The 26,233-nt window shown below is 71.3% G+C and carries 28 protein-coding genes; 22 read left to right on the top strand and 6 right to left on the bottom strand.

Features of this window, described 5'->3' with window-relative positions; all coding sequences use genetic code 11:
• Positions 1-6: 6 nt before the first annotated feature.
• The 5 genes from AC3IPY_RS18910 to AC3IPY_RS18890 all read left to right on the top strand — a co-directional run bounded on the left by AC3IPY_RS18910 (position 7) and on the right by AC3IPY_RS18890 (position 6,212).
• The gene (locus AC3IPY_RS18910) at positions 7-2,529 is read left to right on the top strand and encodes a helix-turn-helix transcriptional regulator (protein ID WP_489185822.1); all 2,523 of its coding nucleotides are present in this window, start codon (positions 7-9) and stop codon (positions 2,527-2,529) included.
• A gap of 366 nt (positions 2,530-2,895) precedes the next feature.
• Complete coding sequence (locus tag AC3IPY_RS18905) at positions 2,896-4,032, top strand: class I SAM-dependent methyltransferase (protein ID WP_489185821.1); 1,137 nt, start codon at positions 2,896-2,898, stop codon at positions 4,030-4,032.
• A gap of 56 nt (positions 4,033-4,088) precedes the next feature.
• Positions 4,089-4,379: an ATP-dependent Clp protease adapter ClpS gene (gene clpS, locus AC3IPY_RS18900; protein ID WP_489185820.1), complete on the top strand. Its 291-nt coding sequence runs from the start codon at positions 4,089-4,091 to the stop codon at positions 4,377-4,379.
• Positions 4,376-4,870 carry a DUF2017 family protein gene (locus AC3IPY_RS18895; protein WP_489185819.1) on the top strand — a complete coding sequence of 165 codons (495 nt, stop codon included), beginning with the start codon at positions 4,376-4,378 and terminating at the stop codon, positions 4,868-4,870. Before clpS ends, AC3IPY_RS18895 begins: the two co-directional genes overlap by 4 nt.
• A 187-nt stretch (positions 4,871-5,057) precedes the next feature.
• Positions 5,058-6,212: a DUF998 domain-containing protein gene (locus AC3IPY_RS18890; RefSeq protein ID WP_489185818.1), complete on the top strand. Its 1,155-nt coding sequence runs from the start codon at positions 5,058-5,060 to the stop codon at positions 6,210-6,212.
• A gap of 64 nt (positions 6,213-6,276) precedes the next feature.
• On the opposite strand, the gene AC3IPY_RS18885 is transcribed toward AC3IPY_RS18890, so the two are convergent.
• A complete protein-coding gene (locus AC3IPY_RS18885) occupies positions 6,277-6,675 on the bottom strand; it encodes an SHOCT domain-containing protein (RefSeq protein ID WP_489185817.1) in 399 nt (132 codons plus the stop codon).
• Between the two features lie 158 nt (positions 6,676-6,833).
• Between AC3IPY_RS18885 and AC3IPY_RS18880 the strand changes: the two genes are divergently transcribed.
• The 8 genes from AC3IPY_RS18880 (at position 6,834) to AC3IPY_RS18845 (ending at position 13,125) form a co-directional block, all read left to right on the top strand.
• Positions 6,834-7,949 carry an AI-2E family transporter gene (locus tag AC3IPY_RS18880; protein WP_489185816.1) on the top strand — a complete coding sequence of 372 codons (1,116 nt, stop codon included), beginning with the start codon at positions 6,834-6,836 and terminating at the stop codon, positions 7,947-7,949.
• A gap of 17 nt (positions 7,950-7,966) precedes the next feature.
• Positions 7,967-8,410: a DUF6325 family protein gene (locus tag AC3IPY_RS18875; protein ID WP_489185815.1), complete on the top strand. Its 444-nt coding sequence runs from the start codon at positions 7,967-7,969 to the stop codon at positions 8,408-8,410.
• Positions 8,407-8,787, top strand: a complete 381-nt coding sequence (locus tag AC3IPY_RS18870) for an SHOCT domain-containing protein (RefSeq protein ID WP_489185814.1) — start codon at positions 8,407-8,409, stop codon at positions 8,785-8,787. The genes AC3IPY_RS18875 and AC3IPY_RS18870 overlap by 4 nt, the downstream gene beginning before the upstream one ends.
• 195 nt (positions 8,788-8,982) lie before the next feature.
• Positions 8,983-10,122 (top strand): type III polyketide synthase, encoded by a 1,140-nt coding sequence (locus AC3IPY_RS18865; protein WP_489185813.1) that lies wholly within the window; start codon positions 8,983-8,985, stop codon positions 10,120-10,122.
• Between the two features lie 4 nt (positions 10,123-10,126).
• Positions 10,127-10,888: a methyltransferase domain-containing protein gene (locus AC3IPY_RS18860; protein ID WP_489185812.1), complete on the top strand. Its 762-nt coding sequence runs from the start codon at positions 10,127-10,129 to the stop codon at positions 10,886-10,888.
• Positions 10,881-12,161: an FAD-dependent oxidoreductase gene (locus AC3IPY_RS18855; RefSeq protein WP_489185811.1), complete on the top strand. Its 1,281-nt coding sequence runs from the start codon at positions 10,881-10,883 to the stop codon at positions 12,159-12,161. Before AC3IPY_RS18860 ends, AC3IPY_RS18855 begins: the two co-directional genes overlap by 8 nt.
• A 222-nt stretch (positions 12,162-12,383) precedes the next feature.
• Positions 12,384-12,824: a hypothetical protein gene (locus tag AC3IPY_RS18850; protein ID WP_489185810.1), complete on the top strand. Its 441-nt coding sequence runs from the start codon at positions 12,384-12,386 to the stop codon at positions 12,822-12,824.
• 4 nt (positions 12,825-12,828) lie between these two features.
• Entirely contained in the window at positions 12,829-13,125 is a 297-nt protein-coding gene (locus AC3IPY_RS18845) for a transcriptional regulator (RefSeq protein ID WP_489185809.1), read from the top strand.
• Between the two features lie 27 nt (positions 13,126-13,152).
• Here the strand turns inward: AC3IPY_RS18845 and AC3IPY_RS18840 are convergent, their stop codons facing one another.
• The gene (locus AC3IPY_RS18840) at positions 13,153-13,593 is read right to left on the bottom strand and encodes a nitroreductase family deazaflavin-dependent oxidoreductase (protein ID WP_489185808.1); all 441 of its coding nucleotides are present in this window, start codon (positions 13,591-13,593) and stop codon (positions 13,153-13,155) included.
• A 102-nt stretch (positions 13,594-13,695) separates the two neighbouring features.
• On the bottom strand, positions 13,696-14,412 hold the full coding sequence (locus AC3IPY_RS18835; RefSeq protein WP_489185807.1) for a YceI family protein: 717 nt from the start codon (positions 14,410-14,412) through the stop codon (positions 13,696-13,698).
• Positions 14,413-14,582: 170 nt separating this feature from the next.
• Between AC3IPY_RS18835 and AC3IPY_RS18830 the strand changes: the two genes are divergently transcribed.
• Together AC3IPY_RS18830 and AC3IPY_RS18825 are read left to right on the top strand one after the other, a co-directional pair.
• Positions 14,583-15,005 carry a nuclear transport factor 2 family protein gene (locus AC3IPY_RS18830; protein WP_489185806.1) on the top strand — a complete coding sequence of 141 codons (423 nt, stop codon included), beginning with the start codon at positions 14,583-14,585 and terminating at the stop codon, positions 15,003-15,005.
• Positions 15,006-15,088: 83 nt separating this feature from the next.
• On the top strand, positions 15,089-15,799 hold the full coding sequence (locus AC3IPY_RS18825; protein ID WP_489185805.1) for a MarR family transcriptional regulator: 711 nt from the start codon (positions 15,089-15,091) through the stop codon (positions 15,797-15,799).
• 28 nt (positions 15,800-15,827) lie between these two features.
• Here AC3IPY_RS18825 and AC3IPY_RS18820 read toward each other — a convergent pair whose 3' ends face one another.
• Complete coding sequence (locus tag AC3IPY_RS18820) at positions 15,828-16,856, bottom strand: LLM class flavin-dependent oxidoreductase (protein ID WP_489185804.1); 1,029 nt, start codon at positions 16,854-16,856, stop codon at positions 15,828-15,830.
• Between the two features lie 223 nt (positions 16,857-17,079).
• Here AC3IPY_RS18820 and AC3IPY_RS18815 point away from each other — a divergent pair, with 223 nt between their 5' ends.
• The 4 genes from AC3IPY_RS18815 (at position 17,080) to AC3IPY_RS18800 (ending at position 21,291) form a co-directional block, all read left to right on the top strand.
• On the top strand, positions 17,080-19,251 hold the full coding sequence (locus AC3IPY_RS18815) for an ATP-dependent Clp protease ATP-binding subunit (RefSeq protein WP_489185803.1): 2,172 nt from the start codon (positions 17,080-17,082) through the stop codon (positions 19,249-19,251).
• A gap of 171 nt (positions 19,252-19,422) precedes the next feature.
• Entirely contained in the window at positions 19,423-19,875 is a 453-nt protein-coding gene (locus AC3IPY_RS18810) for a YciI family protein (RefSeq protein ID WP_489185802.1), read from the top strand.
• 1 nt (position 19,876) lies between these two features.
• A complete protein-coding gene (locus AC3IPY_RS18805; protein ID WP_489185801.1) occupies positions 19,877-20,038 on the top strand; it encodes a hypothetical protein in 162 nt (53 codons plus the stop codon).
• Positions 20,035-21,291 (top strand): RNA polymerase sigma factor, encoded by a 1,257-nt coding sequence (locus tag AC3IPY_RS18800; protein WP_489185800.1) that lies wholly within the window; start codon positions 20,035-20,037, stop codon positions 21,289-21,291. The genes AC3IPY_RS18805 and AC3IPY_RS18800 overlap by 4 nt, the downstream gene beginning before the upstream one ends.
• A 60-nt stretch (positions 21,292-21,351) precedes the next feature.
• Here the strand turns inward: AC3IPY_RS18800 and AC3IPY_RS18795 are convergent, their stop codons facing one another.
• Entirely contained in the window at positions 21,352-22,623 is a 1,272-nt protein-coding gene (locus AC3IPY_RS18795; RefSeq protein WP_489185799.1) for an MFS transporter, read from the bottom strand.
• Between the two features lie 79 nt (positions 22,624-22,702).
• Between AC3IPY_RS18795 and AC3IPY_RS18790 the strand changes: the two genes are divergently transcribed.
• Together AC3IPY_RS18790 and AC3IPY_RS18785 are read left to right on the top strand one after the other, a co-directional pair.
• On the top strand, positions 22,703-24,301 hold the full coding sequence (locus tag AC3IPY_RS18790; protein WP_489185798.1) for a carboxylesterase/lipase family protein: 1,599 nt from the start codon (positions 22,703-22,705) through the stop codon (positions 24,299-24,301).
• A gap of 90 nt (positions 24,302-24,391) precedes the next feature.
• On the top strand, positions 24,392-24,874 hold the full coding sequence (locus tag AC3IPY_RS18785) for an aromatic ring-opening dioxygenase LigA (protein ID WP_489185797.1): 483 nt from the start codon (positions 24,392-24,394) through the stop codon (positions 24,872-24,874).
• 116 nt (positions 24,875-24,990) lie between these two features.
• Here the strand turns inward: AC3IPY_RS18785 and AC3IPY_RS18780 are convergent, their stop codons facing one another.
• Positions 24,991-25,659, bottom strand: a complete 669-nt coding sequence (locus AC3IPY_RS18780; RefSeq protein WP_489185796.1) for a TetR/AcrR family transcriptional regulator — start codon at positions 25,657-25,659, stop codon at positions 24,991-24,993.
• A 99-nt stretch (positions 25,660-25,758) separates the two neighbouring features.
• On the opposite strand from AC3IPY_RS18780, the gene AC3IPY_RS18775 reads away from it, so the two are divergent.
• The gene (locus tag AC3IPY_RS18775; RefSeq protein WP_489185795.1) at positions 25,759-26,229 is read left to right on the top strand and encodes an anthrone oxygenase family protein; all 471 of its coding nucleotides are present in this window, start codon (positions 25,759-25,761) and stop codon (positions 26,227-26,229) included.
• Positions 26,230-26,233 lie beyond the last annotated feature (4 nt).

Genomic DNA, 26,233 nt, shown 5'->3' with positions numbered 1-26,233 from the left:
ATCATCATGCAACGCACCATTGCGGCGCGCCATGCCGTCGCGCCCTTCCACGTGTCCTCGCCCAGGCATCTCGCGAGGGCCAGAGTCACCGAACTCATCACGAACGCCGCCGAATCCGACCTGACCCTGATCGTCTCCCCCGGAGGGCGCGGAGTCGCGACCGCCCTGCGGGACTGGTCCGAACAGCACGACCATGCGACCCTCATCGACGGCCTCCACCTCGGGGCACTGTCGAGGAAGGACTTCTGGGTCGCCGTCATCTCTCGCCTCGCCGACGACGGTTCGCGGGTGACGACGGAGGCGTTCGAGGACCCACGCATCCCGGTTCCGGTCGCCATCGCCCACGGACTCGCCGCGATGCGCGACGACCACGTCATCGTGATCAATCGCCTGGACCTCGTTCCCGAGGCGGACCTCATCGCCGCCGACCTCGTGCGCCTGCTCAGCGGGAACCTCCCCGTCCGAGTGATCGTGTCGGCGCGAGACCTCACGGCGGTCGACCTGTCGGCTGCTCCGCTGCACGCCACGATGGCCAGGATCCCGGCCAGCGCGTTCGACCTCACGAACGACGAGATCAGGGCCCTCGCCCATGAGCACGGCCACGAGCTCGACGACGGGGCGGTGGGCGCCCTGGCGGCGAGCACCCTCGGGAACACGTCGCTCGTCGCCGCCGCGATCCTGTACCTCGGCGAGGACGGGGCCGGTCCGATGCCGAGTCAGGCCATGGGGGCGATCAACGCGCATCTTCGGGACACCGTGCTCGAGCCGTGGCTCGAGCGGCCGGACCTGCCCGCACTGCTCGAGCTGAGCGTCCCCGATCGCATCGACGCCGAGGTCGCGGCGGCGCTCGGCGTCGCCCCGGGGCACGAGGCCCTGCTCGATTCGCTCGAGCGCGCCTCGCTCGGGGCCTGGCGGCACGACACGTCTGCCCCCACGTTCGTCATGGATCCCCTGCTGCGTCGGTGCCTCGACATCGAGTTCGCCGACCGGAACCCCGTTCGGCGGCATGAGGCGCAGGCGGTCGTCGTCTCGCATATCGCGGATTCCGACCCGGTCGGCGCCCTGGCGCTCGCCCGCGGCTTCGACGACTGGTCGCGGATTCGCCGGCTCGTGCGGTCCCGCTTCGACGATGTCGTCGACGACATCGTGGCCGACGGCGAGTTCATGAAGGCGCTCGTCGGCGCCAGGCTGCACACCGTCGACCCGGTCATCGCTCTCGTGCTCGGCATGCACGAGGCCGACCGTGGCAGGCTCGACCGGTGCACCGACGCGCTGAACGGCGCACTGCGCCTCGTGCAGCGCACGCTCGAATGGGGCCCCGCCGACCTCGAACCCGATGAACTCGCCTGGTCGCACGTGGTGAGGTTCATGGCGTTCAGCCGGCTCGGTCTGTTCGATTCGGCGGTCAAGGAGTCCGCGATCCTCGAGCGGATGCTGCGAGCAGACGGTGTCGAGGAGCCGTTGCGTCCGATGCGGTACACGGTCCACCGGGAGATCGCGGAATTCCTGTTGCGCATGTGCCGGTACGCGGGAGCCCGACGGCATCTCGCCGATGCGCGCATGGGCTCACGGACATCGGGACCGGTCCTCGCGCTGACGGCGCTGGAGGCCGCGCTCGACGGCGACATCGGGCGCGCCGCCGGCCTCCTGGCGGACGGCGGGCTGATCGAGGCCCGTGGCCGTACGGGGCGGCTCGCACGCACCGCCGCGCTGATCGTCGCGATGGAGCAGCGGGATGCAGGGCAGGTGGCGGTGCTCGAGCCGCGTGTCCGCACGGAGCTCCCCGTGAACGAGTTCTGGCCCGTCGCCCTGGTCGTCACGCACGGGGCGCCATCCTCCCGGCCGGTGATCGCGGAGTTCGATGCCGTCCTGGCGAGCCTCGGCGAGTTCCCGCCCGTTCCGTCCTCGATGCACCAGGAGCTCGCCGCGCGCCGCATCGGCCTGCTCATGAGCCTGCGCCGGTGGCGGGAGGCCTTCGAGGCGATCGAGCGACTCGACCCGCCGGAGGAGATCCCCTCGGCGGTGGTCCGGGCTCGCGCCGCGTACCTGCTCGGCGAGCACGGGCGCGCGACCGTGATCGCCGAACGGTACGCATGGCGGGACTCGGTGACGATCCGCGATCGCGCGGAGCTGCTCATCGTCGCGGCGGCGTCGTCGCATCTCGAGGGCAGGACCGACGTGGCGCGCGAACGCATCGACGAGGCCTTGTCCCTCGTGCGTTCGATGGGGTTGCAGACGCCGCTGGCGGCGATCTCCGCGACCCACCTGGGCGAGCTGGTTCCCGGTCTCGCGGCCGGCGAGGGATGGAGCCTCGACCTGCCGCCGGAGGTGGTGCGGCTCTCGCGTCGCGAGCGTGCCGTGTTCACGGAGCTCGTCGCCACGGGAAGCCTGTCCGAGATCGCCGCAGCGCTCTCGGTCTCCGTGAACACGGTGCGCTCGCAGTTGACCTCGATCTACCGCAAGCTCGGGGTCACGAACCGTGCCGAGGCACTGAGCGCCGCGGTGGGCACCGAACGGCTCGTGCTGTGACGACGCCGCGCTCGGCGGTTCGCACGAGGGTCCTGCGGCGGCCCGGCAGGCACGAAACCCGATGTGAAGTTCCCGATCGAGAGCATGCCGGCGAGGTCGGAGGCGAGAGCGGGGGGTGATGATGACGAGGTCGAGGCGGTCCGGACGCCACTGGTGCAGATGTGAAGGTCGCATCCGGGTCGCCTCGATCGTGCACCATCGGGTCGGTGCGCGCGCAGCGGGGTGCGGAACGAACTGGTGAGGACAGGTCGTCCATCACACCCCGCTGCACCTCTTCACCGAGGCAGGGGAACACAGGGGGAGCGACAGGTCGGCCGGGCCGCAGGTCGCAGGATCCGCGGCCCGGCCGCCGCGTACCCTTGGGGCATGTCCTTCGACCTCGGCGCCCTTCGACGCCTCCCCGATGTCGAAGCGGTGGGGCTCGAGGCGTCCGATGCCGCCGATCGCCTGATCCTCGACGAGGCGGCGGCTGCCGTCGCGGCGGCGGCGCCCGGCGAGGTGGTCGTGCTCGACGACGCCTACGGCGCACTGGCGCTCGGCGCGGTCGCGCTCGGGGCGACGGGCGTGCGCGTGCATCAAGACCTCGTCACGGGCGAGCGCGCCCTCGCGTCGAACGCCGCCCGGCTGGGCTTCGAGGGCGATCGGATGCCTCGCTCGCTGCCGCTCGCCTCCGAGCTGCTCGTCGGCGCCCGCGTCGTGCTCATGCGCCTGCCGCGATCGCTCGACCGGCTCGACGAACTCGCGGCCCTCATCGCCGGCCACGCGGCATCCGAGGTCCGGGTCTTCGCCGGCGGGCGCCTGAAGCACATGTCGGTGAGCATGAACGAGGTGCTGGGCGCGTGGTTCGAGCGCGTCGACGTGTCGCACGCCAGGCAGAAGTCGCGTGTGCTCACGGCGACCGCGCCGAAGACGACGCGAACACCGGATGCCCCGGCATGGCCCCGCGCACAGCACGACCCCGACCTCGAGCTCACCGTCGTGGCGCACGGCGGGGTCTTCGCCGCGACCTCCGTCGACATCGGCACGCGCCTGCTGCTCGCGAACGTCGGCGGGGCCGTGCCGGATGCCACGTCCGCGGTCGACCTCGCCTGCGGCACCGGCGTCATCGGCACGTGGCTCGCGCGCCGGCGGCCTCGACTCGAGGTGAGAGCCACCGACCGATCGGCGTCGGCCGCGGCATCCGCTCGTGAGACCGCGGAGCGCAACGGCGTCGGCGACCGGGTGCACGTGACGCAGGCCGACGGGCTCGAGCTGCTGGCCGCCGCGAGCGAGCGGCTCATCGTGCTGAACCCGCCGTTCCACTCGGATGCCGCGCTGCACACCGGCATCGCCGAGCACCTCTTCGCCGACGCGGCGCGCGTGCTCGCACCGGACGGCGAGCTGTGGTGCGTGTGGAACTCGCATCTGCGCTACCGCCCGGCGCTCGAGCGCATCGTCGGGCCGACGCGCCAGATCGCCCGCGACCCGAAGTTCACGGTCACCGCGTCGCGCCGGGCGGGCTGAACCGGGGCCCACGACGCCCACTCGCGTCATCCGCTCGCTCGTGTCAGTCTTGAAGTGTGACCTCCACGCTCGAAGAGCTCGACCTCGACACGTCAACGCGTGTCGCCGCCGACGTGCCGTGGCAGACGGTCGTGTGGGACGACCCGGTCAACCTCATGACGTACGTGAGCTACGTGTTCCGCAGCTACTTCGGGTTCCCGCGCGACGTGGCCGAACGGCTCATGCTCACGGTGCACACCGAGGGGCGGGCGGTCGTCGCGAGCGGCAACCGGGAGGCGATGGAACGCCACGTCGAGGCGATGCACGGCTACGGCCTGCAGGCCACCGTGTCGAAGGCGCCGTCGTGATCGTCGCCGGGCGCAGCGGTGGCGAGGGCGTGCGCCTCGTGCTCGAGGCCGAAGAGGCGATGCTGCTCTCCGAGCTCGCCGACCAGGTCGACTCCGTGCTGCTGCTCGGCGAGGCCGACGACCCCGCGCTCGGCCGGCTGCTGCCGAGCGCCTACCCCGACGACCACGCCGCGTCGCAGGAGTTCGAGCGCTACACGCGCGACAGCCTCGTCGACGGCAAGCGGCAGGCCGCCCAGCGGGTGCGCGACGCCACGGCCGTCGACGACGGCGACGAGGGGGTCGTGCAGATCGAGCTCGACGAGTCCGAGGCCTGGGGGTGGCTCACCTTCCTCACGGACCTCCGGCTCATCCTCGCCGAGCGGGTCGGCGTCGTCGAAGAAGACGAGGCCGGCGCCGACGAGACGCGAGACGACTACCTGCGCGCCGCCTACGAGTGGGCCGGCTTCGTGCAGGGGTCGATGCTCGAGGTGCTCGACCCCATCTCGACCTGAGCGCTTCTCGACCTCACCGACTCGACCCGATCGCGGTCGGTCGCGAGCGCGGCGCGGGGCGAGCAGGGCGAGCGGATGCCTCGTGCCCGACGCGCCTGTGGACCGGGCACCCCCGGCGGTGCCATGCTGATCCCGAATCGCCGCGCAGCCGTCTCGAACGCGCGGCCCGAGGGGTGGGAGAACTGACGTGACGCGAACCATGGCGGGTCCGGAGGAATCGGCGTCGATCCGGAAGGTGGTGCACAGCCCAGCGGCGAACGTGTCGTCGCTCGAATCGGCCGCACTGCTCATCGGAAGCGCGTTCTTCGTGGTCGGCGCCGTCATCGGCCTGATCGCGTTCTGGGGTGAGGACCTCCCGATCTCCGGCCGCGGGTCGCTCGGCGAGTACGCGGCGATCGGCGGGGCCGTCGCGGCGATCCTCGCGTTCCTGCTCGGCCGGTACCTGGCCGTGCGCACCCCGAACCCCGCGCTGCGCCGGGAGATCGGCCAGGGGCTGTCGGTGCCGGGGGCACGCCTGCACTGGTTCGACGTCGCGTCGCTCTCGATCGCCCACGGCGCCATCGCGCTGCTCGGCTGGCTGGGGCTCTCGACGGTGCTCGAGCTGAGCTTCAAGGACGCCGTCGTCTTCTCGGTGCCGGCCGCGGCGCTCGCCGGCGTGGCGCTCGCGATCACGGCCTACATCAGCTTCCTCTCGGCGGCACGGATGACGCCCATGCTGCTCTCGCTCGTGCTCGCGGTGTTCCTCGTGGTCGGCGCGTTCGCGAGCATGCTCTCGGCGAGCGACCCGTACTGGTGGAAGGAGAACCTCTCGGCGCTCGGCATGACCGACGACGTCTCGGCGAGGGCGTTCAACCTCACGCTCATCATCGCGGGCGCGATCGTCACGATCGTCGCGAGATACGCGACCGCGACGCTGCCCGCGTCGACCCCGCCCGACCGCCGCGGCCGCGACATCGTGCGCATCGGGCTGATCCTCATCGGCATCTTCCTGGCCTGCGTCGGCATCTTCCCGGTCGACGAGTTCTTCGCCGTGCACAACACCGTGGCGACCGGAATGGCCGTGTGCTTCGCGGTGATCGTCATCGGCCTGCCGAAGTTCATCCGCACCGTGCCGCGCGTGTTCGTCGTGCTCGGCTACGTCTACGTCGTCGTGATCATCGTGGTCGGCGTCTTCTTCGCGACCGGCTACTACAACCTCACCGCGGTCGAACTCGTGGCCGCGTGCCTCATCTTCAGCTGGATCATCGTGTTCCTGCGCACGGCGGGCGCCTCCGGCGACGCGGCGGCCGATGCGGCGGCGGCGCCGACAGCGGCGTCGCCGGTCGAGGCGCCGGTGGAGTAGTCGCCCGGACACGACGAGAGGGCCGGATGCGTGGCATCCGGCCCTCTCGTCGTGTCGTGCGTGACTACGCGGTCTTCAGCGCGTTGGCCTTGAGCGCGTCGAACTCGGGCTGGGTGATGGCACCCGAGTCGAGCAGGCCCTTGGCCTTGGCGATCTCGTCGGCGGCGCTCGGCGCGGTGCCGGCCGTCTGACGGATGTAGTCGTCGGTCGCGGACTGGATCTGGCGAGCCTCGCGCTGCGAGCGCTCGGCCATGCCGTTGCCGCGGGCGATCAGGTAGACCAGTGCGGTGAGGAAGGGCACGAAGATCAGGAAGATGATCCAGACGGCCTTCCACCAGCCGTTCAGCTTCTGGTCGCGGAAGAGGTCTCCGATGATCGAGAAGAGCATCATCAGGTAGGCGATGAAGACGAAGGCCCAGAGGAACCACCAGATGATGTTCCAGAAGTCTGACCAGAAGTCCATGTGTATTTTCCGTTCTCGAGTTTTCCGCGCCCCCCAGAATCGAGCGCCTTCCAGCGAATCTACCGCCCGCGCGCGCGACTCGTCCACCATCGCGGGGGGTGGGGCGGCGGGAATCCGCGCCGCGCGCTCGCTAGGGTGACGGGTGGGAAGGGGCGCGCATGGGGGAATCCGAGGGCGAACGACCGGCGGCGGCCGTCGAGCGCACGACCACCGTCGCCGCTCGCGGGGGCCTCCCGATCGGCACCCGGCGCCTGATCGCGATCGCCGCAGCCGTGATCGCGCTCGCGGGCGTCTGGCTCGCGCGCGACGTACTCGGCCCGATCGCGGTGGCGGCGATCGTCGTCATCATCGCCCATCCGGTGCGCTTCCCGCTCGAACGTCGCGGTTGGCCGAAGTGGCTGGCCACCTCCGTGGTCGTGGCGTTGGCCTGGGCGATCCTCGCGGTGCTCGCGGTGCTCCTCGTCGTGGCATCCGCCCAGTTCGTCTCGATGGTGCCCGACTACGCCGACGAGCTCGCGCAGACGGCGGCGAACCTCATCGCCTGGGCCGAGTCGAGCGGTGCGACGACGGATGCCGCGGCGAGCGTCGCAGGCCTGCTCGACCCCGCGCAGCTGGTGGCCATCGCGGGCGACATCGCGAGCTTCGTGCTCGGCCTCGCCACCGCGTTCTTCTTCGTGCTCGCCTACGTCATCTTCATGGCCGCGGATGCCGCGCGCTTCGCGCATGCCCGCCCCGTCTTCGGGTCGGCGTGGGGCGACGAGATCGGCGTCCGCTACTTCTCGGGCGTGCGCCGCTACTACGTCGTGAACGCGACCTTCGGCCTGATCGTCGCGGTGCTCGACGGGCTCATCCTCTGGGGGCTCGGCATCCCGATCCCGCTCGTGTGGGCGATCCTCGCGTTCGTGACGAACTTCATCCCGAACATCGGCTTCGTGATCGGGCTCATCCCGCCGGCGGTGCTCGCACTCGTCATCGGCGGCTGGCCGCTCGCGCTCGTCGTCGTGCTCGCCTACTGCGTGGTGAACGTGACCCTGCAGGTGCTCGTGCAGCCGAAGTTCGTGAGCGACGCGGTGTCGCTCAGCCTCACGCTCTCGTTCGTCTCGGTCGTGTTCTGGACCCTCGTGATCGGGCCGATCGGGGCCATCCTGTCGATCCCGCTCACCCTGCTCGTGCGGGCCGTGTTCCTCGAGCCCGATGAACGCATGGCGACCCTCAGGCGGCTCTCGGGCGATTCCCTGCCCGCACCTGTGGCGCCGCCCGAAACGCGGGGATAGTCTGCAGGAACACATCCATGGAGGGGGAACCAATGGCGGACTTCGAGTACGGCCCGGTCGAGCTGTATGTCATCGGGTTCGAGGGGGCGCGGCCCGACGGCCGCACGCTCGAGGCGATCGCCGACCTGGTCGCGGGCGGTGAGATCCGCCTTCTCGACTTCCTGCTCGTCACGCGCAGCGAAGACGAGGTGACGGTCATCGAGTTCGAGGACTTCGGCGACGAGGTCGAGGTCGACATCGAGGTGCTCGAGTCCGGGCTCGTCGGTGACGAAGACATCGAAGAACTGGTCGAGCTGATCCCCGTGGGCGGCGCGGCGGCGGTCGTCGCCATCGAACTCCTGTGGGCGAAGAAGCTCGCATCGCGGTTCGCGGAGTCGGGCGCCGAGGTGCTGCAGGTCGAGCGCATCCCCGCGCCGGTCGTCAACGCGGTCCTCGCCGAAGCAGAAGGAGCAGAAGCATGATGGGACGCAGAATGGGCCGCCCGGGGCTCATCGGACTGGCCGCGCGCACCGCGGTCGTCGCCGGCACGGCCACGGCCGTGAGCGGCGGCATGCAGCGCAACCAGCAGGCGAAGGCGCAGCAGCAGGCCGACGCCCAGGCCTACCAGCAGCAACAGCAGCAGGCCCAGATCGATGCGGCGGCGCAGCAGGCGGCGCAGCAGCAGGCCTACCAGCAGCAGGCCTACGCCCAGCAGGCTGCTCCCGCGCCGGCGGCTCCCGCAGCGCCCGCGGCAGGCGTCGACATCGTCGCCGAGCTGCAGAAGCTCGGCACGCTCAAGGAGCAGGGCATCCTGAGCGACGAGGAGTTCGCGGCCGCGAAGGCCAAGCTGCTCGGCTGAGCGAGCGCTCCCGAACGTCGGCGGCCCTTCTCGGGCCGCCGACGTTCGTCGCGTCCGGGGGCGCCCGTGCCGCGGGTGCGCTGCGTGCGTTCGCGGTCTTCGTCGACTCCCGTCGGGCGACGGCGGGCATGTGAGTCCGCCAAGGGATCGCGCAAGCCCCTGTCGCTGCATCCGCTCGCATGTCTAGGGTGAGGCATGGCCGTCACGCTGAGGGGTGTCTCGACCGTGGTTCCGTCCACGGTGCTCGTGCAAGATGCGGTGCGCGACGTGTTCGCCTCGCAACCGGGGCTCAACCGGTTGGCGCAGCGCATCGTCTCGACGTCGTTCAACGTGTCGGGCATCGAGCGCCGCCACAGCGTGCTCGAGGAACTGACCCTCGAACCGCGCGAGCAGACGCCGGTCTTCTTCGACCAGGCGAGCGGCGAGTTGCTGCTGCCCGGCACGAAGGCGCGCAACGAGATCTACGCGCACGAGGCGACGCGGCTCTACGTCGAGGCGGGCGGCGCGGCGATCGCGGCGACGCCCGGCATCGAGGCATCCGATGTCACGCATGTCATCACGGTGTCGTGCACCGGGTTCTACGCGCCCGGCCCCGATTTCATGATCGCGCGCGACCTCGGCCTGAACCCCGGGGTCGAGCGCTACCACCTGGGCTTCATGGGCTGCTACGCGTCGATCCCCGCGCTGCGCATCGCGCGCCAGATCTGCCTGGCGGATGCCTCGGCCGTGGTGCTCGTCGTCAGCGTCGAGCTCTGCACGCTGCACCTGCGCTCGTCGAACGACCCCGACACGATCGTCGCGTCGTCGCTCTTCTCCGACGGCGCCGGGGCCGGCATCGTCACCGCACGTGCACTGGAGCCCGGGGAGCGCGCCTTCGAGCTCGACCGGTTCGCGACCCGCATCACGCCCGTCGGCGAGGGCGACATGGCGTGGAAGATCGGCGACCACGGCTTCGAGATGGTGCTCTCCAACGCCGTGCCGGCGATCATCGACGAGCACATCACGGGCGCCCTCGAGCCGCTCTTCGCGCACGACGACGCGCTTGCCGCGGCCCTCGCCGCCGACGGCTCGAGCGATGCGATCGAGCACTGGGCGATCCATCCGGGCGGTCGCAGCATCCTCGACAAGGTCGAGGCGCGGCTCGCGCTCACCGAGGCGCAGCTCGTGCCGGCGCGCGAGACGCTGCGCGACTTCGGCAACATGTCGAGCGCGACGGTGCTCTTCGTGCTGCGCAACATCCTCGATTCGGATGCCGCCGACGGCGAGCGGGTGGCGGCGATGGCCTTCGGGCCGGGCCTCACGGTCGAGTCGGCGCTCATGACGGTTCGCGCCTGAGACCATGTCGTCGTCGCCTTCGCAGTCGCGGCCGGCGCCGCCCGGCGGGGTGCTGACCTCGCTGCGGAGTCGTGACGACACCCTGGTCGAGCTCATGGACGCGCCCGACTGCGACCCCGTGATGCTCGCGCGCACCTACGAGCAGTTCGGGCGCGTGAACGCCGTGGTCTCGAACCAGCGGGCGGTGTACCGGCGGTGGATCCGGCCCCGGCTCTCGCGCACCGAGACCCGTCGCGTGCTCGACGTCGGCACGGGCGGGGCCGACGTGCCGCGGGCACTGCTGCAGTGGGCCCGCGCCGACGGGCTGCGCCTCGAGGTCACCGCGATCGACCCCGACCCGCGCTCGTACGACTGGGCCTCGCGGCGGCCGCCGGAACCGGGGCTCGTGCTGCGCCGGACGACGAGCCGCGAGCTGGCCGTCGCGGGCGAGCGATTCGCGGTCGTGACCTCGAACCACGTGCTGCACCACCTCGACGGCGGGCAGTTGGGTGCGCTGCTCGCCGACTCCGAGCGGTTGGCGGCGGGCGGCGGCATCGCCGTGCACGGCGACATCGAGCGCAGCCGGTGGGGCTACGCCGGGTTCGCGCTCGGCACGCTGCCGTTCACCACCACCCTGATCGCGGGGTCGTACATCCGCGCCGACGGGCTCACGTCGATCCGCCGCAGCCATACAGCCCTCGAGCTCGCGGCCCTGCTCCCGGCGGGGTGGCGCGTGCGTCGAGGCTTCCCGTCTCGGCTCGAGGTGCTCTGGGACCCGCATGGCTGAGACGGATGGTGGGGGGCGTGCGGATGCTGCGGGGCGGGCGGATGCCTCGGCCGAGCCGCGCCACGACGTGGTCGTCGTCGGCGCGGGGCCGGTCGGCCTGCTGCTCGGCTGCCTGCTGGCCCAGCGCGGCATCGATGTCGTCGTGCTCGAGCGGCGCGCGTCGCGCACCGGGCGGTCGAGGGCGATCGGCATCCATCCGCCCGGGTTGCGTGCGCTGGCGCGCGCCGGCGTCGACGCCGAGGTGCGCGCCGCCGCGGCCCCGATCCGCGACGGCCGGGCGACCTGCGAGGGGCGAACGCTCGGCGAGATGTCGTTCGAGCGCGGCGGCGTCGTGCTCTCACTGCCGCAACTCGAGGCCGAGGCGATGCTCGAACGCCGGCTCGAGGCGCTGCGGCCGGGCGCCGTTCGTCGTGGGGTCGAGGTGCGCGCCGTCGACGATCTCGGCGTGGATGTGCGGGTCGAGGGGGTGCTCGTCGGGGGCGGCGGTGTCGGCGGCACCGCCGCCGGTGCGCGGACTGGGGCGGGCGATGCCGACGGCGCCTCGATCGGCGACTCGATCGGCGCGCGCGGGTTCGCGGTGACGGCGAGGTACGTGATCGCGGCGGACGGCATCCGCAGCGGCATCCGCGAAGCTCTCGGGGTCGGATGGCGCTCGCGTCCGGGCCGTGCCCACTACGTGATGTGCGACACCCGCGACGACACCGGCGAGCCGACCTCGGCGCTGCTGCACTTCGAGCCGGCGGGCGTCGTCGAGTCCTTCCCGATGCCGGGCGGCCTGCGGCGATGGGTCGCTCGGGTGCGGCGGCCGCCGGCGCGGCTCAGCGCCGACACGCTCGCGGCGATCGTGCACGCCCGGGTCGAGGGCGGCCGGTTCGACGTGGCGTCGGCGGGCGAGCCGAGCGCCTTCGAGGCGCGGCAGCACCTCGCCGAGCGCATGGCGGTCGGCCGCATCGCGCTTGTCGGCGACGCCGCGCACGAGATCAGCCCGATCGGCGGGCAGGGCATGAACCTCGGATGGCTCGACGCCCTGCGTCTCGACCACGACCTCGCCGCGGCGCTCGCGGTCGGCGCGCCGCTCGAGGCCTTCGAGGTCTACGACCGCGTGCGCCGTGCGGCGGCGCGGCGGGCCGTGCAGCGGGCGGCGTTCAACATGGCCGTCGGCGCCCCCGCCTCCGGGCTGCGCCTGCGCGTGCGCAACGCCGGCGTGCGGGTGCTCGACGTGCCGCCCCTGCGCTCGGTGCTCGCGCGGGCGTTCACGATGCGCGGGCTCTGAGTTCGCGTCGCCGGCCTGCCCGCGGCATCCGCTCGCTTGCTCGCCTTGCGCCCGACCGAACGCATGCGCCACGCCCTTTTGCCGGCAGACGATGCCTGCGAGCGCGCGGTGAATGGTCGTCGCGCCGCAAAGGGTCGTGGCGTGCGGACGCGGCGACGTCTCGAGGCCCCGGAGGCCGGGTCGACATTGACATCCACGCCGAAGAGGCGTCTACTTTCCAGTATGGAAAATGCTCCGACGGCCGAGGAAGCGCTCGAGGTCGCCACCCGGGCGCAACGAGTCGCCGTCGATCGCTCGCGCGCGCCGTGGTGGTATTACCCGGCCAGTGGCGCGTTGCTCGGGCTCGTGTTCGTCGTCTTCCTACTGGCGCCGGGCGTGCTCTCCAGCGTCGCCCTGATCGTGTCGGTGATCGGCAATCGCATCCTCGACGCACGCCGCCTCCGGCTGACGGGCACCAGGGTCTCCGAGTTCCGCGGCGATGCGGCGATCGTCTCCCTGCTCGTCGTCGCCGCCCTGCTCGCCGCGCTCGGCCTCGGCATGTACCTCGTCTTCGAGCAGCACCTGACCTGGGTCGCGTGGGCGGTCGGCGTCGCCATCGTGCTCATCAGGATGGCGAACGGATGGCTCCTCGAACACGTGCCGCGAACATCCGTCGAAGGCTGAACCGATGCAAGCACCTCATCCGCGATTGGACGACGTCATCCACCCGCTTCGGCGCCTGGCGATCTGCGCGTTCCTCTCGCAGGTCGCCGAGGCCGAGTTCTCGGTGGTGCGTGATGCGCTCGAGATCAGCGACTCCTCGCTCAGCAAGCACGCGTCGACGTTGAGAGACGCCGGATACCTCGAGGCCTACAAGCTCCCCCGTGACGGCTACGTTCGCACCTGGCTCTCACTCACGACTGCGGGTCGTGCCGCCTATGCGGCCCATGTCCGGGCGCTCCGCGAACTCACCGACGCCTCCTGAGCGCCCGAACCGAACCGAACCGTCGGATCAGAGCACGACGCGCGTGAGCAGGAACACCGGGATCACGCGCTCGGTCTTCGTCTGGTACTTCGCGTAGTCGGGCCAGGCCTCGACGGCGCGCGCCCACCAGAGCTCGCGCTCGTCGCCCTCGAGCTCGCGGGCGACGTAGTCGTGCTTCTCGGCGCCGTCCTGCAGTTCGACGTTCGGGTGCGCGTGCAGGTTCCAGTACCAGACCGGATGCTTCGGGGCGCCGCCGAGCGAGGCGACGACGGCGTACTCTCCGTCGTGCTCGACGCGCATGAGCGCGGTCTTGCGGAGCTTGCCCGACTTGGCGCCGACAGTCGTGAGGACGATGACCGGCTTGCCGTGCAGCGTGTTCGCCTTCGCCCCGTCGCTCGCCTCGAACGCCTCGGCCTGCTTGCGCGCCCAGGCCGCCGTGCTCGGTGCGTATTCGCCTTCGAGTGGCATGCGTTCTCCTTCGTCTCGTGCTTCGAGGCTACGCCCGCCGACGGCCGCGAGGCCCGCCTTGCGGCGACATGCCCGTCGGCTTCGACGACCCTGTGTGCGGCGCTACGCCGGCTCGACCTGCAGCGAGAACTCCACGAATCCCTCGGGCTCGACCGAGACGAATCCGAGGCTGGGCGCCTCGACGCCGTAGTCGGCGAACGTGATCGGGATGCTCCCGGCGACCTGCCCCGTGTCGCCGTTCAGCACTGCCTCGAGTTCGACGGTCACGGTGCGGGTCTCGCCGGCGAGGGTGAGCTCGCCGGTCGCCTGGATGGTCTGCACCTCGCCGACGGCGGGGGCCGCGCCGCTGACGACGGCGTCGGTGAGCACGAACGTCGCGGTCGGGTTCTGGCCGACGCGCATGGCGTTGTCGCGGAAGTACGAGTCGCGGCTCGGGTTGTCGGTCGCGATCGAGGCGACGTCGACCGTGATCTCGGCCGAGACCAGGGTCAGTCCGTCGACGGTCATCGTGCCGGCGACCTCGTCGCTTCGGCCGACGACCGTGACGTCGGTGCCGTTCAGTACCTCGTCGACGCGGTAGCCCGCGTACGATCCGTCGCCGACCGTCCACTCGCCGCTGAGGTCGGATGCCGCGGCCGAGCCGCCGTCGCCACCCGACGTCGCACTCGGGGCGGGGGTCGCGGTGACGCTGGGCGCGGCATCCGCTTCGCCGACGATGACGTCGCGATAGATGATCGGGCCGGCGATGGCGGCAGTGGCGCCGAGCACCAGGACGGCGCCGACGATCGAGGCCGTGATGATCTTCGTGCGCTTCTGCATGCGGATCCCTCGTGCGTTCTCGTGGTCGGACTCCGATCTTGACGCACGAACGTATGAGAAGGCATTGAATCTGCCGAGAGGGTTGACGGATGGGGTTGCGGTTCGAGCGGATCCCGATATTGTTGGTTACACCAACGTTGGCTACACCAACGAAAATGAAGGAGCCGCCCATGTCCATCGATGCCGCCGATCGCGCCGACCTGACCGACCTCGTCTCCCGACTGGGCGCCGCCCTGGACGAGCACCGGTTCGAGGTGCTGCGCGAGCTCTTCACCGAGGACGCGACCGCGACCACGCCCGGCGGCGCTGCAGAGGGCCGAGACGCCGTGATCGCCCAGGCGACACGCAATCACGTCGGCTACGAGCGCCTGCACCACGTGATGACGAACGTGCTCTGCGAAGCGGATGTCTCGACCGCCGGTGCTCGTGCCGCGCGCGTGCGCGCGAACCTCACGGCGCATTTCGCCCGTGCCGACGGCGTCCCGGTGCAGGTGCTCGGCGCCGTGTACCGGCTGGGCGTGCGGGACACGGAGGCGGGCTGGCGCATCGCCGAGCTGCGGGTCGAGCCGGTCTGGCGCACGGCCGCCGCGTGACGGGTCGGCGCGTGAACGGCGGCCCTGCGGCCGCCCGCGACGCGTCTGCTCGCCGGCGACCGACGCTGATCTAGGCTGACGCCATGCACGCCCAACCGAACCCGCCGCGTCGGCTCGCCGAGCTGCCGAGCTGGCTCCTGAGCCGTGCGGCAGGCCTCGGCGCCGCGGCCGTGGGCGAGGCGCTCGCCGCGCACGGCGTGCGCCGACACCACTTCTCGGTGCTGCACGCGCTCGCCGAGGAGGGCTCGGTGAGCCAGGCCGAGCTCGGCCGCCGCCTCGGCATCGATCGAAGCGACCTGCACGCGGTGCTCGGCGAGCTCGAGGCATCCGGTGCCATCGCCCGAACGCCCGATCCCGCCGACCGGCGCCGCAACACCGTGACGATCACGGCTTCGGGCGAGACGCTCCTGACCGACCTCGATGCCGCGGTCGACGCCGCGCAGCTCGAGCTGCTGGCGCCGCTCGAGGCCGATGAGCGCGCCGAACTGCGGCGGCTGCTCGTGAAGGTGCTGGGCGTGACCCGCGTCGAACTGCGCGGAGAACTCGTCTGCGCCGACGAGGCACAGGCCGAGCTTGTTCGAGCGCATCTGCCGCGCCATATCGAACTGACGCGAGCCGAGCCCGGCTGCGAGAGCTTCACGGTCGTCCCGTCGCAAACCCCACGGGTTTGGGTCGTCGAAGAGGTGTTCCGTGACGTCGCCGCGTTTCGCGCGCATCAGCTGCGCGTCTCGTCGAGCGAATGGGGGCGGGCGACCGCTTCGATCGAGCGCCGCTATACGGTCTCGGGAGTCTGAGCAGGAGTCTGAGCGCGAGCGCCGCTGCTCAGGCCCGCGTGCTCTGCCAGCCGAGGCTCGGCGCGACGTGCTCGGCGAAAGCCGAGACGAGGCGCAGGTTGAACTCGACGCCGAGCTGGCTCGGGATCGTGAGCATGAGGGTGTCGGCCGAGCGGATGGCGGCGTCGCGCTGCAGCTGCTCGACGAGCTTGTCGGGCGTGCCCGCGTAGGTCTTGCCGAACGTCGAGCGGATGCCGTCGATCATGCCGACGCCGTCGCCGTCTTGACGACCGCCGAAGTAGAGCTCGTCTTCGGCGGTCGTGATCGGGAAGATCGACCGGCTGACCGAGGTGCGCGGCTCGCCGGGGTGGCCCGCCTCGCGCCACGCATCGCGGAAGGCCTCGATCTGCTGCGCCTGCAGCTCGTCGAACGGGATGCCGCGGTCCTCGGTGAGCAGCGTCGACGACATGAGGTTGACGCCCGTGCGGCCCGCCCACTCGGCCGAGTCGCGGTTGCCGGCGCCCCACCAGATGCGCGATCGCAGGCCGGGCGAATACGGCTCGATGCGCTGCAGGCCGCTGCCGCCGCCGAACGGCGAGGTCGCGTCGCGCTCGGCGAGTCCCTCGCCCTCGATCGCGCTGAGGAAACGGGCGAAGTGCTCGCGCGCGACATCCGCCCCTCTCGGATCCTGCGAGCCGGTGTAGCCGAACGTCTCGTAGCCGCGCACGACCGACTCGGGTGAGCCCCGGCTGACGCCGAGCGCGAGGCGCCCGCCCGAGATGAGGTCGACCGCGGCCGCCTCCTCGGCGAAGTGCAGCGGGTTCTCGTAGCGCATGTCGATGACGCCGGTGCCCACCTCGATGTGCTCGGTGCGGGCCGCGATCGCCGCGAGCAGCGGCATGGGCGAGGCCTGCTGGCGGGCGAAGTGGTGCACGCGGAAGTAGGCGCCGTTGACGCCGAGCTCGTCCATGCCCTGCGCGAGGTCGATGGCCTGCAGCATCGAATCGGCGGCCGAGAGCTGGCGTCCGCCGCCGAGGGGGCCGTAGTGGCCGAATGAGAGCGTTCCGAATCGTTGCACGTCAAGGTCAACGTTGCGGCGCCGGGGCGCATTCCGAGGCGGTCCGTCGAGGTCTCGATACGGCCGCGGGCGGCCTACTCGACCGACTGCGGGTCTGGCGGGCCCCGCGGCATCCGTCTACCGTGAAGCGGGGGAGCGAACGCCGGCTCGAGGCATCCGGAATACCGCACCTCTTCGCAAAGTTGAGTCTAGTACACTCAACTTACAGACGAAGGGAGAGCCTGTGGCCAACATGCAGGGCGCGCCGAGCTCGCAGGAAGAGCAGAAGTCGGCGCTCGAACAGTACGGCGTCAACCTCACCGAGATCGCGAAGGCGGGCAAGCTCGACCCCGTCATCGGTCGCGACGCCGAGATCCGCCGCGTCAGCCAGGTGCTCACGCGCCGCACCAAGAACAACCCCGTGCTCATCGGCGAGCCCGGCGTCGGCAAGACCGCCGTCGTCGAGGGGCTCGCCCAGCGCATCGTCGCGGGCGACGTCGCCGAGTCGCTGAAGAACAAGCAGCTCATCTCGCTCGACATCTCCGCGCTCGTCGCGGGCGCCATGTACCGCGGCCAGTTCGAGGAGCGGCTCAAGGCCGTGCTGAAGGAGATCAACGAGGCCGAGGGCGAGATCATCACCTTCGTCGACGAGCTGCACCTGCTCATGGGCGCCGGCGGCGGCGAGGGTTCGGTCGCGGCATCCAACATGCTGAAGCCCATGCTCGCGCGCGGCGAGCTGCGCCTCATCGGCGCCACCACGCTCGACGAGTACCGCGAGTACATCGAGAAGGATGCCGCGCTCGAGCGCCGCTTCCAGCAGGTGTACGTCGGCGAGCCGTCGGTCGAAGACACCGTCGCGATCCTCCGTGGGCTCAAGGGCCGGTACGAGGCCCACCACGGGGTGACCATCACCGACGCCGCGCTCGTCGCCGCGGCATCCCTCTCGAATCGCTACATCTCGTCTCGCCAGCTGCCCGACAAGGCGATCGACCTCGTCGACGAGGCCATGTCGCGCCTCAAGATGGAGATCGACTCCAGTCCCATGGAGATCGACCAGCTCAAGCGCGAGGTCGACCGCATGAAGCTCGAGGAGCTCGCCCTCAAGAAGGAGAAGGACGACGCGTCGAAGGAGCGGCTCGCGAAGCTGCGCGAGACGCTCGTCGACAAGGAGCGCGAGCTCGCCTCGCTCGAGGAGCGCTGGTCGCGCGAGCGCATGTCGCTGAACCGCGTCGGCGACCTCAAGAAGCAGCTCGACGAGGCGGTCACCGCCCGCGACCGCGCCATGCGCGAGGCCGACTACGCCACCGCGTCCCGCCTCGAGTACGAGACCATCGCGCGGCTGCAGCGCGACCTCGTCGAGGCGGAGCGAGCGGATGCCGCCGGCACGGCCGCCGACGAGCCCCGCATGGTCAACGAGCAGGTCACCGACGAAGACATCGCGGCCGTCATCGCCGCATGGACGGGCATCCCGGTCGGGCGCCTGCTGCAGGGCGAGACCGAGAAGCTGCTGCACCTCGAGGCCGAGCTCGGCAAGCGGCTCATCGGCCAGAAGCGCGCCGTCGGCGCCGTGGCCGACGCCGTGCGCCGCTCGCGCGCCGGCATCAGCGACCCGAACCGGCCGACCGGCTCGTTCCTCTTCCTCGGCCCGACCGGTGTCGGCAAGACCGAGCTCGCCCGCGCGCTCGCCGAGTTCCTCTTCGACGACGAGCGCGCCATGGTGCGCATCGACATGTCGGAGTACGGCGAGAAGTTCTCGGTCTCGCGCCTCGTCGGCGCCCCTCCGGGGTACGTCGGCTACGACCAGGGCGGCCAGCTCACCGAGGCCGTGCGTCGCCGGCCCTACTCGGTCGTGCTGTTCGACGAGGTCGAGAAGGCGCACCCCGAGGTCTTCGACGTGCTGCTGCAGGTGCTCGACGACGGCCGGCTCACCGACGGCCAGGGGCGCACGGTCGACTTCCGCAACACGATCCTGATCCTCACCTCCAACCTCGGCTCGCAGTACCTCATCGACCCGAGCCTCTCGTGGGACGAGAAGGAGCAGGCGGTCATGCAGACCGTGCGGCAGTCGTTCAAGCCCGAGTTCGTCAACCGCCTCGACGACCTCGTCGTGTTCTCGGCGCTGTCCGAGAGCGAGCTCGCCGAGATCGTGAACCTCTACGTCGACAGGCTGTCGGCGCGCCTGCACGAGCGCCGGCTCGAGCTCGGGGTCACCCCCGACGCCCGGGCCTGGCTCGCCGAGCGCGGCTACGACCCGCTGTACGGCGCCCGGCCCCTGCGCCGGCTCATGCAGCGCGAGATCGACGACCGCCTGGCGCGGGCGCTGCTCGCCGGAGACATCCGCGACGGCGACGCCGTGGTGGTCGGGCTCGACGCCTCGGGCGAGGGGCTGTCGGTGGGGCGCGCCGAGCGGGCCTGACCGACGGGGCCGGCCGTTCGCGCCCCAGTCGTCGTCTGCATTCGTGGCGGTCGCAACCCGATCTGCGAAACACTTCTGAAGAAGATCCGGACCCGTGTCGATCCGGCGCCCGCCCGTTCGACGCATGAGTGAGGCGGGCACTTCGGCCCCTTCCCGAACAAGGAGAACACCGTGAAGTACATGCTGATCATGCGCTCGAACGACGCCGCCGTCGAGGCCTACGAGGAGCTCGATTTCACCGAGGTCATCGCGGCGATGGGCGCCTACAACGAGTCGCTCATCAAGGCGGGCGTGCTGCTCGGCGGCGAGGGTCTCACCGACGCGAAGGAGGGCTTCGTCGTCGACTTCGACACGACGCCCCCGGTCGTCACCGACGGCCCCTACGGCGAGACCAAGGAGCTCTTCAACGGCTTCTGGATCATCCAGGCCTCGAGCCCCGAAGAGGCCGCGGAGTGGGCCAAACGCTGCCCTCTCGGCCCCGGTTCGAAGCTCGAGGTGCGCCGCGTCACCGAGCTCGAGGACTTCCCGCAGGACAACGAGTGGATCCAGAAGGAGGCCGGCTGGCGCGAGGAGGGCAAGCTCGGCACCGGCTCGACCGGCACCGCGGCCGGCACGGGTGACTGACATGCCCGAGGCGGATGTCGCGGGCCGGCCCGTTCCGGATGCGGCGGGCCGCTCCGCTCCGGGCGTCGCGGGCCGGCCCGTTCCGGGGGTCGTGTTCGGTCATGCCGACCGCCCGCGCGGCGTGTTCGTGGCCGAGAACGACCTCCGGAAGGGCCGACCATGATCGACGACGCCGATCGTGCCCGTCGCGCCGTCGCCGCCGTGTGGCGCATCGAGTCGGCGCGCATCGTGGCGACCCTGACCCGGTTCGTCGGCGACGTCGGACAGGCCGAAGACCTCGCCCAGGAGGCGATCGTCGAGGCGCTGCGCCAATGGCCCGATGAGGGCGTCCCGAACAATCCGGGCGCCTGGCTCACGGCGGTCGCCAAGCGCCGGGCCATCGACGGCTGGCGACGCCGTGAGCGGCTCGACGAGCGGTATGCGGCGATGGCCCGCGATCTCGAGCAGGAGGGCGCCGCGGCATCCGACGTGTTCTGGGACCCCGACACGATCGACGACGACGTGCTGCGTCTCATCTTCGTGTCGTGCCACCCCGTGCTCACGCGCGAGGCGCAGATCGCGCTCACGCTGCGCATCGTGGGCGGCCTCGGGTCCGATGAGATCGCGCGGGCGTTCCTCGTGCCGACGGCCACGATCCAGCAGCGCATCGTGCGCGCCAAGAAGACGCTCGCGGCCGCGAAGGTGCCGTTCGAGGTGCCCGAGCCGAACGAGTACGCGGCTCGGCTCGCCTCGGTGCTGCAGGTGCTCTACCTCGTCTTCAACGAGGGGCACCTGCCGGCCTCTGGCAGTGATTGGGTGCGACCGGATGTCTCGAGCGAGGCCTTGCGGCTCGCGCGAATGGTCGCCGGGCTCATGCCGCGCGAGCCCGAGGCATGGTCGCTCGTCGCGCTGATGGAGTTCACGGCGGCTCGCTTCCCGGCCCGAACGGCACCCGACGGATCGGCGGTCCCGCTCGACGAGCAGGACCGCACGCGGTGGGACCGCGCGCAGATCGGCCGCGGACGGGAGGCGCTCGCGCGCGCCGACCGGGTCGGACGGGGGCGAGGGGCCTACGGACTGCAGGCCGCCATCGCCGAATGCCACGCGGTGGCGCCGACGATCGACGACACCGACTGGGCGCAGATCGTGGTGCTCTACGAGGCGCTCGGGCAGCTCGCGCCGTCGCCCGTCGTCGACCTGAACCGGGCGGTCGCTGTCGCGATGGCCACCGGCCCCGCCTCGGCGCTCGCCGTCGTCGACCGGCTCGTGGCCGGCGGAGCGCTCGCGCGGTATCCCGCGCTGCCCGCGGTGCGCGGGGAACTGCTCGCCAGGCTCGGCCGCACGGCCGAGGCGCGCGCCGAGCTCGAGGCCGCCGCCCGGCTCACGGGCAACGACCGCGAGCGCGCGAGCCTGCTCGCGAAGGCAGCGAAGCTGTAGCCCCACGCCCGCGTGCAGCGCGGGATACCGCGCGAGCGCCCGGCGCCGCGGGCGTGGCCGTCAGCCGGCGGCCGGCGCGGGCTGCGGCTCGACGCCGTTGGCGTTCGCGGGGATGCGTCGTTCGAGCGCCAGCGCCATGACGCCGATGCCGAGGCAGCAGAGCACCATGAGCCCGATGAACACGGCGCCGAGGCCGTTGCCGAGCAGTACGCCGGCGGCGACCGGACCGGCGATCGCGCCGCCCTGGAACGCGGCCGAGTTGATGGCGTTGTAGCGGCCGCGGTTGTGGTCGGACGCGAGGTCGTTGTAGACGGCCGGCACCGTCGGCTGCAGCAGCGTCTCGCCGAACGCGAAGACGCCCATGAACGCGATGACGCCGATCGCGGCGGCGAGGGTGTCGGGCAGCAACCCGGAGGCGCCGAGCAGCAGCCACGAGACCACCCAGACGAGCGCCATGATGCACATGACGCGGGTGCGGCGATGCCCCTTGATCCAGCGGAGCACCGCGAACTGGAAGAGCACGATGACGAGCGTGTTGACGGCGAATGCGAAGCCGACGGTGCGGGTCGACACCTCGGCGACCTGCCGGGCGAACGCGGGGAAGCCCGCCTCCATCTGGCCGTAGCCGACGAACATCGCGACGAACGTGAGCAGGGTCACCCAGATGACGGCGGGCCGTCGGAGGATCTGCCGGTAGCTGCCGCCGGTCGTGTCGTCTGCGTCGTGCGGCTGCTCGGACTGCGTGCGCACGTGGCGAAGCGGCCCGACGAGCAGCCCCATCGGGATGAGGCAGCTCGCCGCATCGACGAGGAAGATCACGGTGAACGTCGTGGGGTCGGCGACGTTCACGTAGAACCCGCCGATGACGCCGCCCACGCCGATGCCGAGGTTCAGCAGCGCGAAGTTGACGCCGAAGTACTGCTGGCGCAGGTCGCCGGTGACGACGCTCGCGACGAGCGCATTGAACCCCGGCCACGAGACGCCGAAATTGACGCCCATGAGGATGAGCCCGGTCGCGGCGACCGCCGGATGCGTCGCGAAGGCGAGCAGCGCGCAGCCGGCGATCATCGCCGCGAGGCCGACGAGCAGCACCCGGCGCGCGCCGTAGCGGTCGATGAGGGTGCCGCCCGGCCCCGTGACGATGAGCCCGACGACGGCGATGAGCCCCATGAGCGTGCCCGAGAGCGCGAGGTCGAACCCGCGCACCTCGTGCAGGTAGATGATCGTGAACGGCAGGGTGAGCCCGCGCCCGAGGGTCTGGATGGCGACGGTGGACAGCAGCCATCGCCCCTCGGTCGGCAGGGCGCGCCAGAAGCCACGGATTCCGTTCACCCGAGCATCCTGCCGCATGCCTCCGACATCCGCAGTTCGCGTCACCCAGGCGTTCACCGACGGCGGGTAGGCTCCCCGCATGCTCCTCGGGGGAAGGGTCCGCGCCGACGCGCTCGTCGTCGAGACCGATGCCGGCGCGGTGCGCGGCGTGCGCGAGCGCGGCATCCGTGCGTGGCGTGGCATCCCGTACGCGGAGGCGCCCGTCGGCCCGCTGCGGTTCCTCGCGCCGAGGCCGGCCCCGGGCTGGGACGGCATCCGCGACGCGTCGCGCTTCGGCCCCGTCGCGCCGCAGAATCGCCGCGGCCAGTTCATCGGCGCGGCATCCCACCTGCCCCGCAGCGAGGACTGCCTGAGCATCAACGTGCTCGCCCCCGATCGAGCGGATGCCGCGGGCACGACGCATCCCGCCGGTTCGCCCCGCCCGGGGCCGACCGGTCTTCCCGTCATGGTCTTCATCCACGGCGGCGCCTACAGCGTCGGATCCGCGCGCGAGTACCCGCGGCAGGGGGAGCTGCTCGTGCGGCGGCACGGCGTGATCTACGTGGGCCTGAACTACCGGCTCGGCGCGCTCGGGTGGCTGGATTTCCGGGCGTACGCCGGGCCGCGGCATCCGTTCGACGCGAACGTCGGGCTCCGCGACCAGGTCGCAGCCCTCGAATGGGTACGCCGCAACATCGCGGCCTTCGGCGGCGACCCCGACCGGGTCGCGCTGTTCGGGGAGTCGGCGGGCGCCAACTCGGTGACGACGCTCATGGCGGTGCCGAGCGCCGAGGGCCTGTTCTCGCGCGCGATCGCCCAGAGCTCGCCCGCGAACGCCGTCTACCTGCCCGAGATCGCGGCGAAGTGGGCGGGCGAGTACGTGTCGATCCTCAGCCGACTGGTCGATGACGACGACCTCGAGAGCGAGAGCCTCGAGGATGCCGCGACCATGCTCCGCGCTGCCGACCCCGCCCTGATGGCGCGGGCGACGACCGAGCTGACCGTGCGCACGCCCGACGAGAATCCGGGCACGATCAGCCTCGCGCCCGTGATCGACGGCGATTTCCTGCCATGGCGGCCGCTCGACGCGTTCCGCGACGGCACCGCGCACCGGGTGCCGCTCATCATCGGAACGAACGACCGCGAGGGGTCGCTGTTCGAGGGGCGCATCGACATCCTGCCGACGACGAAGCCGCGTATCAGGGCGATCTTCGCGAACACGCGCAAGAGGTCGCGCAAGGCGATCAAGCGGCAATACCCCGGCCTGCCCGAGCGGCGGCCCGCGGCCGACTTCGGCGGCGACTTCACGTTCTGGTACCCGAGCGTGAAGGCGGGCGAGCGTCATTCGCGGTATGCGCCGACCTGGTTCTACCGCTTCGACGCGGCCCCGCGCACTGCACGGCTGCTCGGCCTCGACGCGACGCACGGGCTCGAGCTCTTCGCGCTCTTCGAGAAGTTCGACACCCCCGTCGGCACGGCGCTCACCATGCTCGGCGGTCGGCGCATGTTCCGTTCGGCCGGGCGTCGCATGCAGGCGCACTGGGTCGCGCTCGCGACATCCGGAGCACCGCTCGAGAGCTGGCCCGGGTATGACGAGCGGATGCGTCAGACCCTCGTCTTCGACGCGGTCGACCGGATCGAGGCCGACCCTCGTCGCGAGAAGCGGCTCGCGTGGCAGGAGTTCGTGCCGCACGTATGAGCGGGCATCCTCAGCGCTTCGGCGCGCGGCATCCTTCCCCTCGGCGGCCGCCGTCACTACGCTCGGAGCAACGAGGGCGAGGGGGACGTCATGTCGGAACCGGTGGTCGAAGGGGTCGTGCTGACCAGGGGTCAGGATCGAGGGCTGCGGTTGATCGGGCTCGCGGGCGTCATCGGCGGGGCACTGCTCATCATCGTCGCCGTCATCGCGTGGATGGCCGTCTCGGCGCAGTTGCGCGCCGAGAACATCACGATCTCCGACGACGCGCCGATCCTCGCCGGCCAGCAGGTCGACGGGCCGATCGACGCCTACGTGCAGGCGAGCGTCATCAACACGCACGCGCTCGAGATGGCCGACGGCAAGACCTATGCCGAACTCGACATGGACGACCCGGTGCGGGCGACCGTCATGGACGCCTCGTTCCTGCGGGCCTCGCTCTTCACCTCGGTGGTGTCGTTCGGCGTCGCCCTGTTCGCCGGGGGCGTCGGCGTGATCTTCATCCTGTTCGGGTGGGCGATCCGCATCATGGTGCCCGCGCTCGGCAAGGCGCAGCCGGTCGTCGCCAGGCGCTGAGGGGCGGATGCCTCAGCGGCGGTTCGTCGCTGGTTCGGCGGGTCGGCGGCTGATCCGTCAGTCGGCTCGCGGATGCCTCGACACGCCGTTCGTCGCCGGTTCGTCGTCGTGTCGGCTCAGGCGAAGAGCTCGACGAGCAGCTCGCGGCGCTCCTGCTCGGCCGAGGGGCGCAGCCGGTCGGCGAGCGAGAGCTGGGTGAGCCCGTTGAGCGCGGCCCAGAACAGCTCCGCCCGGGTCTCGTCGGCGACGGGGTCGCCGGTCTGGACGGCGTGCAGCACGCGCGCGAAGCCGGCGCGCAGGGGCTCGGGGGCGTCGGGGGTCGCGAACGAGACCGTCGTCGACATTGCGGACATCGCCTCGTAGACCGCGGGGTTCGCCCTGGCGAAGGCGAGGTAGCGATCGATCAGGGCACGGCGGGCGGCCGGCGTGCCGGGGCCGGGGGATGCGGAGGCCGTGCTGTCGTCGCCTCCGGCGTCGTCCTTGACGCGGGCGCCGTTGTTGCCGTTGCCGTTGCCGCCGTCACTGTCGCCGTCGCCGTCGCCGTCGCCTGAGAGCGCGTCGGCCAGTCGGCGGTAGCCGTCGACGACGACGGCCGCCACGATGCCGTCGCGCCCGTCGGCGAAGTGCGAGTAGAGCACGGGCTGGCTGTACCCGATCTCGGTGGCGAGCCGTCGCACCGTCACCGCCGGCCAACCCTCGGCCTCGGCGATCGACCGGGCTGCCTGCACAATGCGTTCGCGGCGCTCGCGGTAGATGTTCTGCGCTCGATCCGAGGGGGGCTTCACAAACTCACCATAGCACTGCTAGATTTTCTAGCAACGCTAGCTAGCACTGCTAGATGTTGACCGCCACCCACTGATCCGATCTTGAAAGCAGGAGCCGAAATGCTCATCGCCGACGTGCTCATCGTCATCGCCATCCTCGCCACCGCCGTCATCTTCGGCACCGACACCTCGACCGCCATCGTGACCCGGCCTGCGCTCGCCGAACTCGATGACCGTGCCCTGGTGCAGCTGACCGGTCGCAGCCACCGTTACGGCGGCGCGCGCTTCGCACCGATCGGGATCACCGGGGTCGTCGCCTCGGCGCTTGCCGCCGCGGTGCTCTTCATCATCGGCGAACCGCTCTCGGGTGCGCTCGTCGCCGCCGGCCTGTTGATGCTGCTCATCTGGCTCGTGCTGTTCGCCCGCATCGCGAACCCGATCAACCAGGTGCTCATCGCCGCGGCGATGGCCGACGAGGTTCCGGCCGACGCCCGCGAGCTGCAGGACCGCTGGGAGTCGATCATCGTCATCCGCTCGATCCTGCAGGGCCTCGCGGTCGCGCTCTTCGCCTGCGCGCTGTTCGTCGGGTGACGGT

This window comes from Agromyces sp. GL_144, from assembly GCF_057834305.1.
Note: the sequence above shows the minus strand (reverse complement) of the source record. Positions and strands in the feature narration are given on the sequence as shown.

Coding starts and splice junctions, on each gene's coding strand:
- AC3IPY_RS18865 (WP_489185813.1), top strand. CDS start 8,983: ATGGCCGTCACGCTGAGGGGTGTCTCGACCGTGGTTCCGTCCACGGTG.
- AC3IPY_RS18855 (WP_489185811.1), top strand. CDS start 10,881: ATGGCTGAGACGGATGGTGGGGGGCGTGCGGATGCTGCGGGGCGGGCG.
- AC3IPY_RS18850 (WP_489185810.1), top strand. CDS start 12,384: ATGGAAAATGCTCCGACGGCCGAGGAAGCGCTCGAGGTCGCCACCCGG.
- AC3IPY_RS18875 (WP_489185815.1), top strand. CDS start 7,967: ATGGAGGGGGAACCAATGGCGGACTTCGAGTACGGCCCGGTCGAGCTG.
- AC3IPY_RS18805 (WP_489185801.1), top strand. CDS start 19,877: ATGCCCGAGGCGGATGTCGCGGGCCGGCCCGTTCCGGATGCGGCGGGC.
- AC3IPY_RS18870 (WP_489185814.1), top strand. CDS start 8,407: ATGATGGGACGCAGAATGGGCCGCCCGGGGCTCATCGGACTGGCCGCG.
- AC3IPY_RS18910 (WP_489185822.1), top strand. CDS start 7: ATGCAACGCACCATTGCGGCGCGCCATGCCGTCGCGCCCTTCCACGTG.
- AC3IPY_RS18790 (WP_489185798.1), top strand. CDS start 22,703: ATGCTCCTCGGGGGAAGGGTCCGCGCCGACGCGCTCGTCGTCGAGACC.
- AC3IPY_RS18775 (WP_489185795.1), top strand. CDS start 25,759: ATGCTCATCGCCGACGTGCTCATCGTCATCGCCATCCTCGCCACCGCC.
- AC3IPY_RS18840 (WP_489185808.1), bottom strand. CDS start 13,593: ATGCCACTCGAAGGCGAATACGCACCGAGCACGGCGGCCTGGGCGCGC.
- AC3IPY_RS18835 (WP_489185807.1), bottom strand. CDS start 14,412: ATGCAGAAGCGCACGAAGATCATCACGGCCTCGATCGTCGGCGCCGTC.
- AC3IPY_RS18830 (WP_489185806.1), top strand. CDS start 14,583: ATGTCCATCGATGCCGCCGATCGCGCCGACCTGACCGACCTCGTCTCC.
- AC3IPY_RS18800 (WP_489185800.1), top strand. CDS start 20,035: ATGATCGACGACGCCGATCGTGCCCGTCGCGCCGTCGCCGCCGTGTGG.
- AC3IPY_RS18880 (WP_489185816.1), top strand. CDS start 6,834: ATGGGGGAATCCGAGGGCGAACGACCGGCGGCGGCCGTCGAGCGCACG.
- AC3IPY_RS18860 (WP_489185812.1), top strand. CDS start 10,127: ATGTCGTCGTCGCCTTCGCAGTCGCGGCCGGCGCCGCCCGGCGGGGTG.
- AC3IPY_RS18785 (WP_489185797.1), top strand. CDS start 24,392: ATGTCGGAACCGGTGGTCGAAGGGGTCGTGCTGACCAGGGGTCAGGAT.
- AC3IPY_RS18905 (WP_489185821.1), top strand. CDS start 2,896: ATGTCCTTCGACCTCGGCGCCCTTCGACGCCTCCCCGATGTCGAAGCG.
- AC3IPY_RS18885 (WP_489185817.1), bottom strand. CDS start 6,675: ATGGACTTCTGGTCAGACTTCTGGAACATCATCTGGTGGTTCCTCTGG.
- AC3IPY_RS18825 (WP_489185805.1), top strand. CDS start 15,089: ATGCACGCCCAACCGAACCCGCCGCGTCGGCTCGCCGAGCTGCCGAGC.
- AC3IPY_RS18845 (WP_489185809.1), top strand. CDS start 12,829: ATGCAAGCACCTCATCCGCGATTGGACGACGTCATCCACCCGCTTCGG.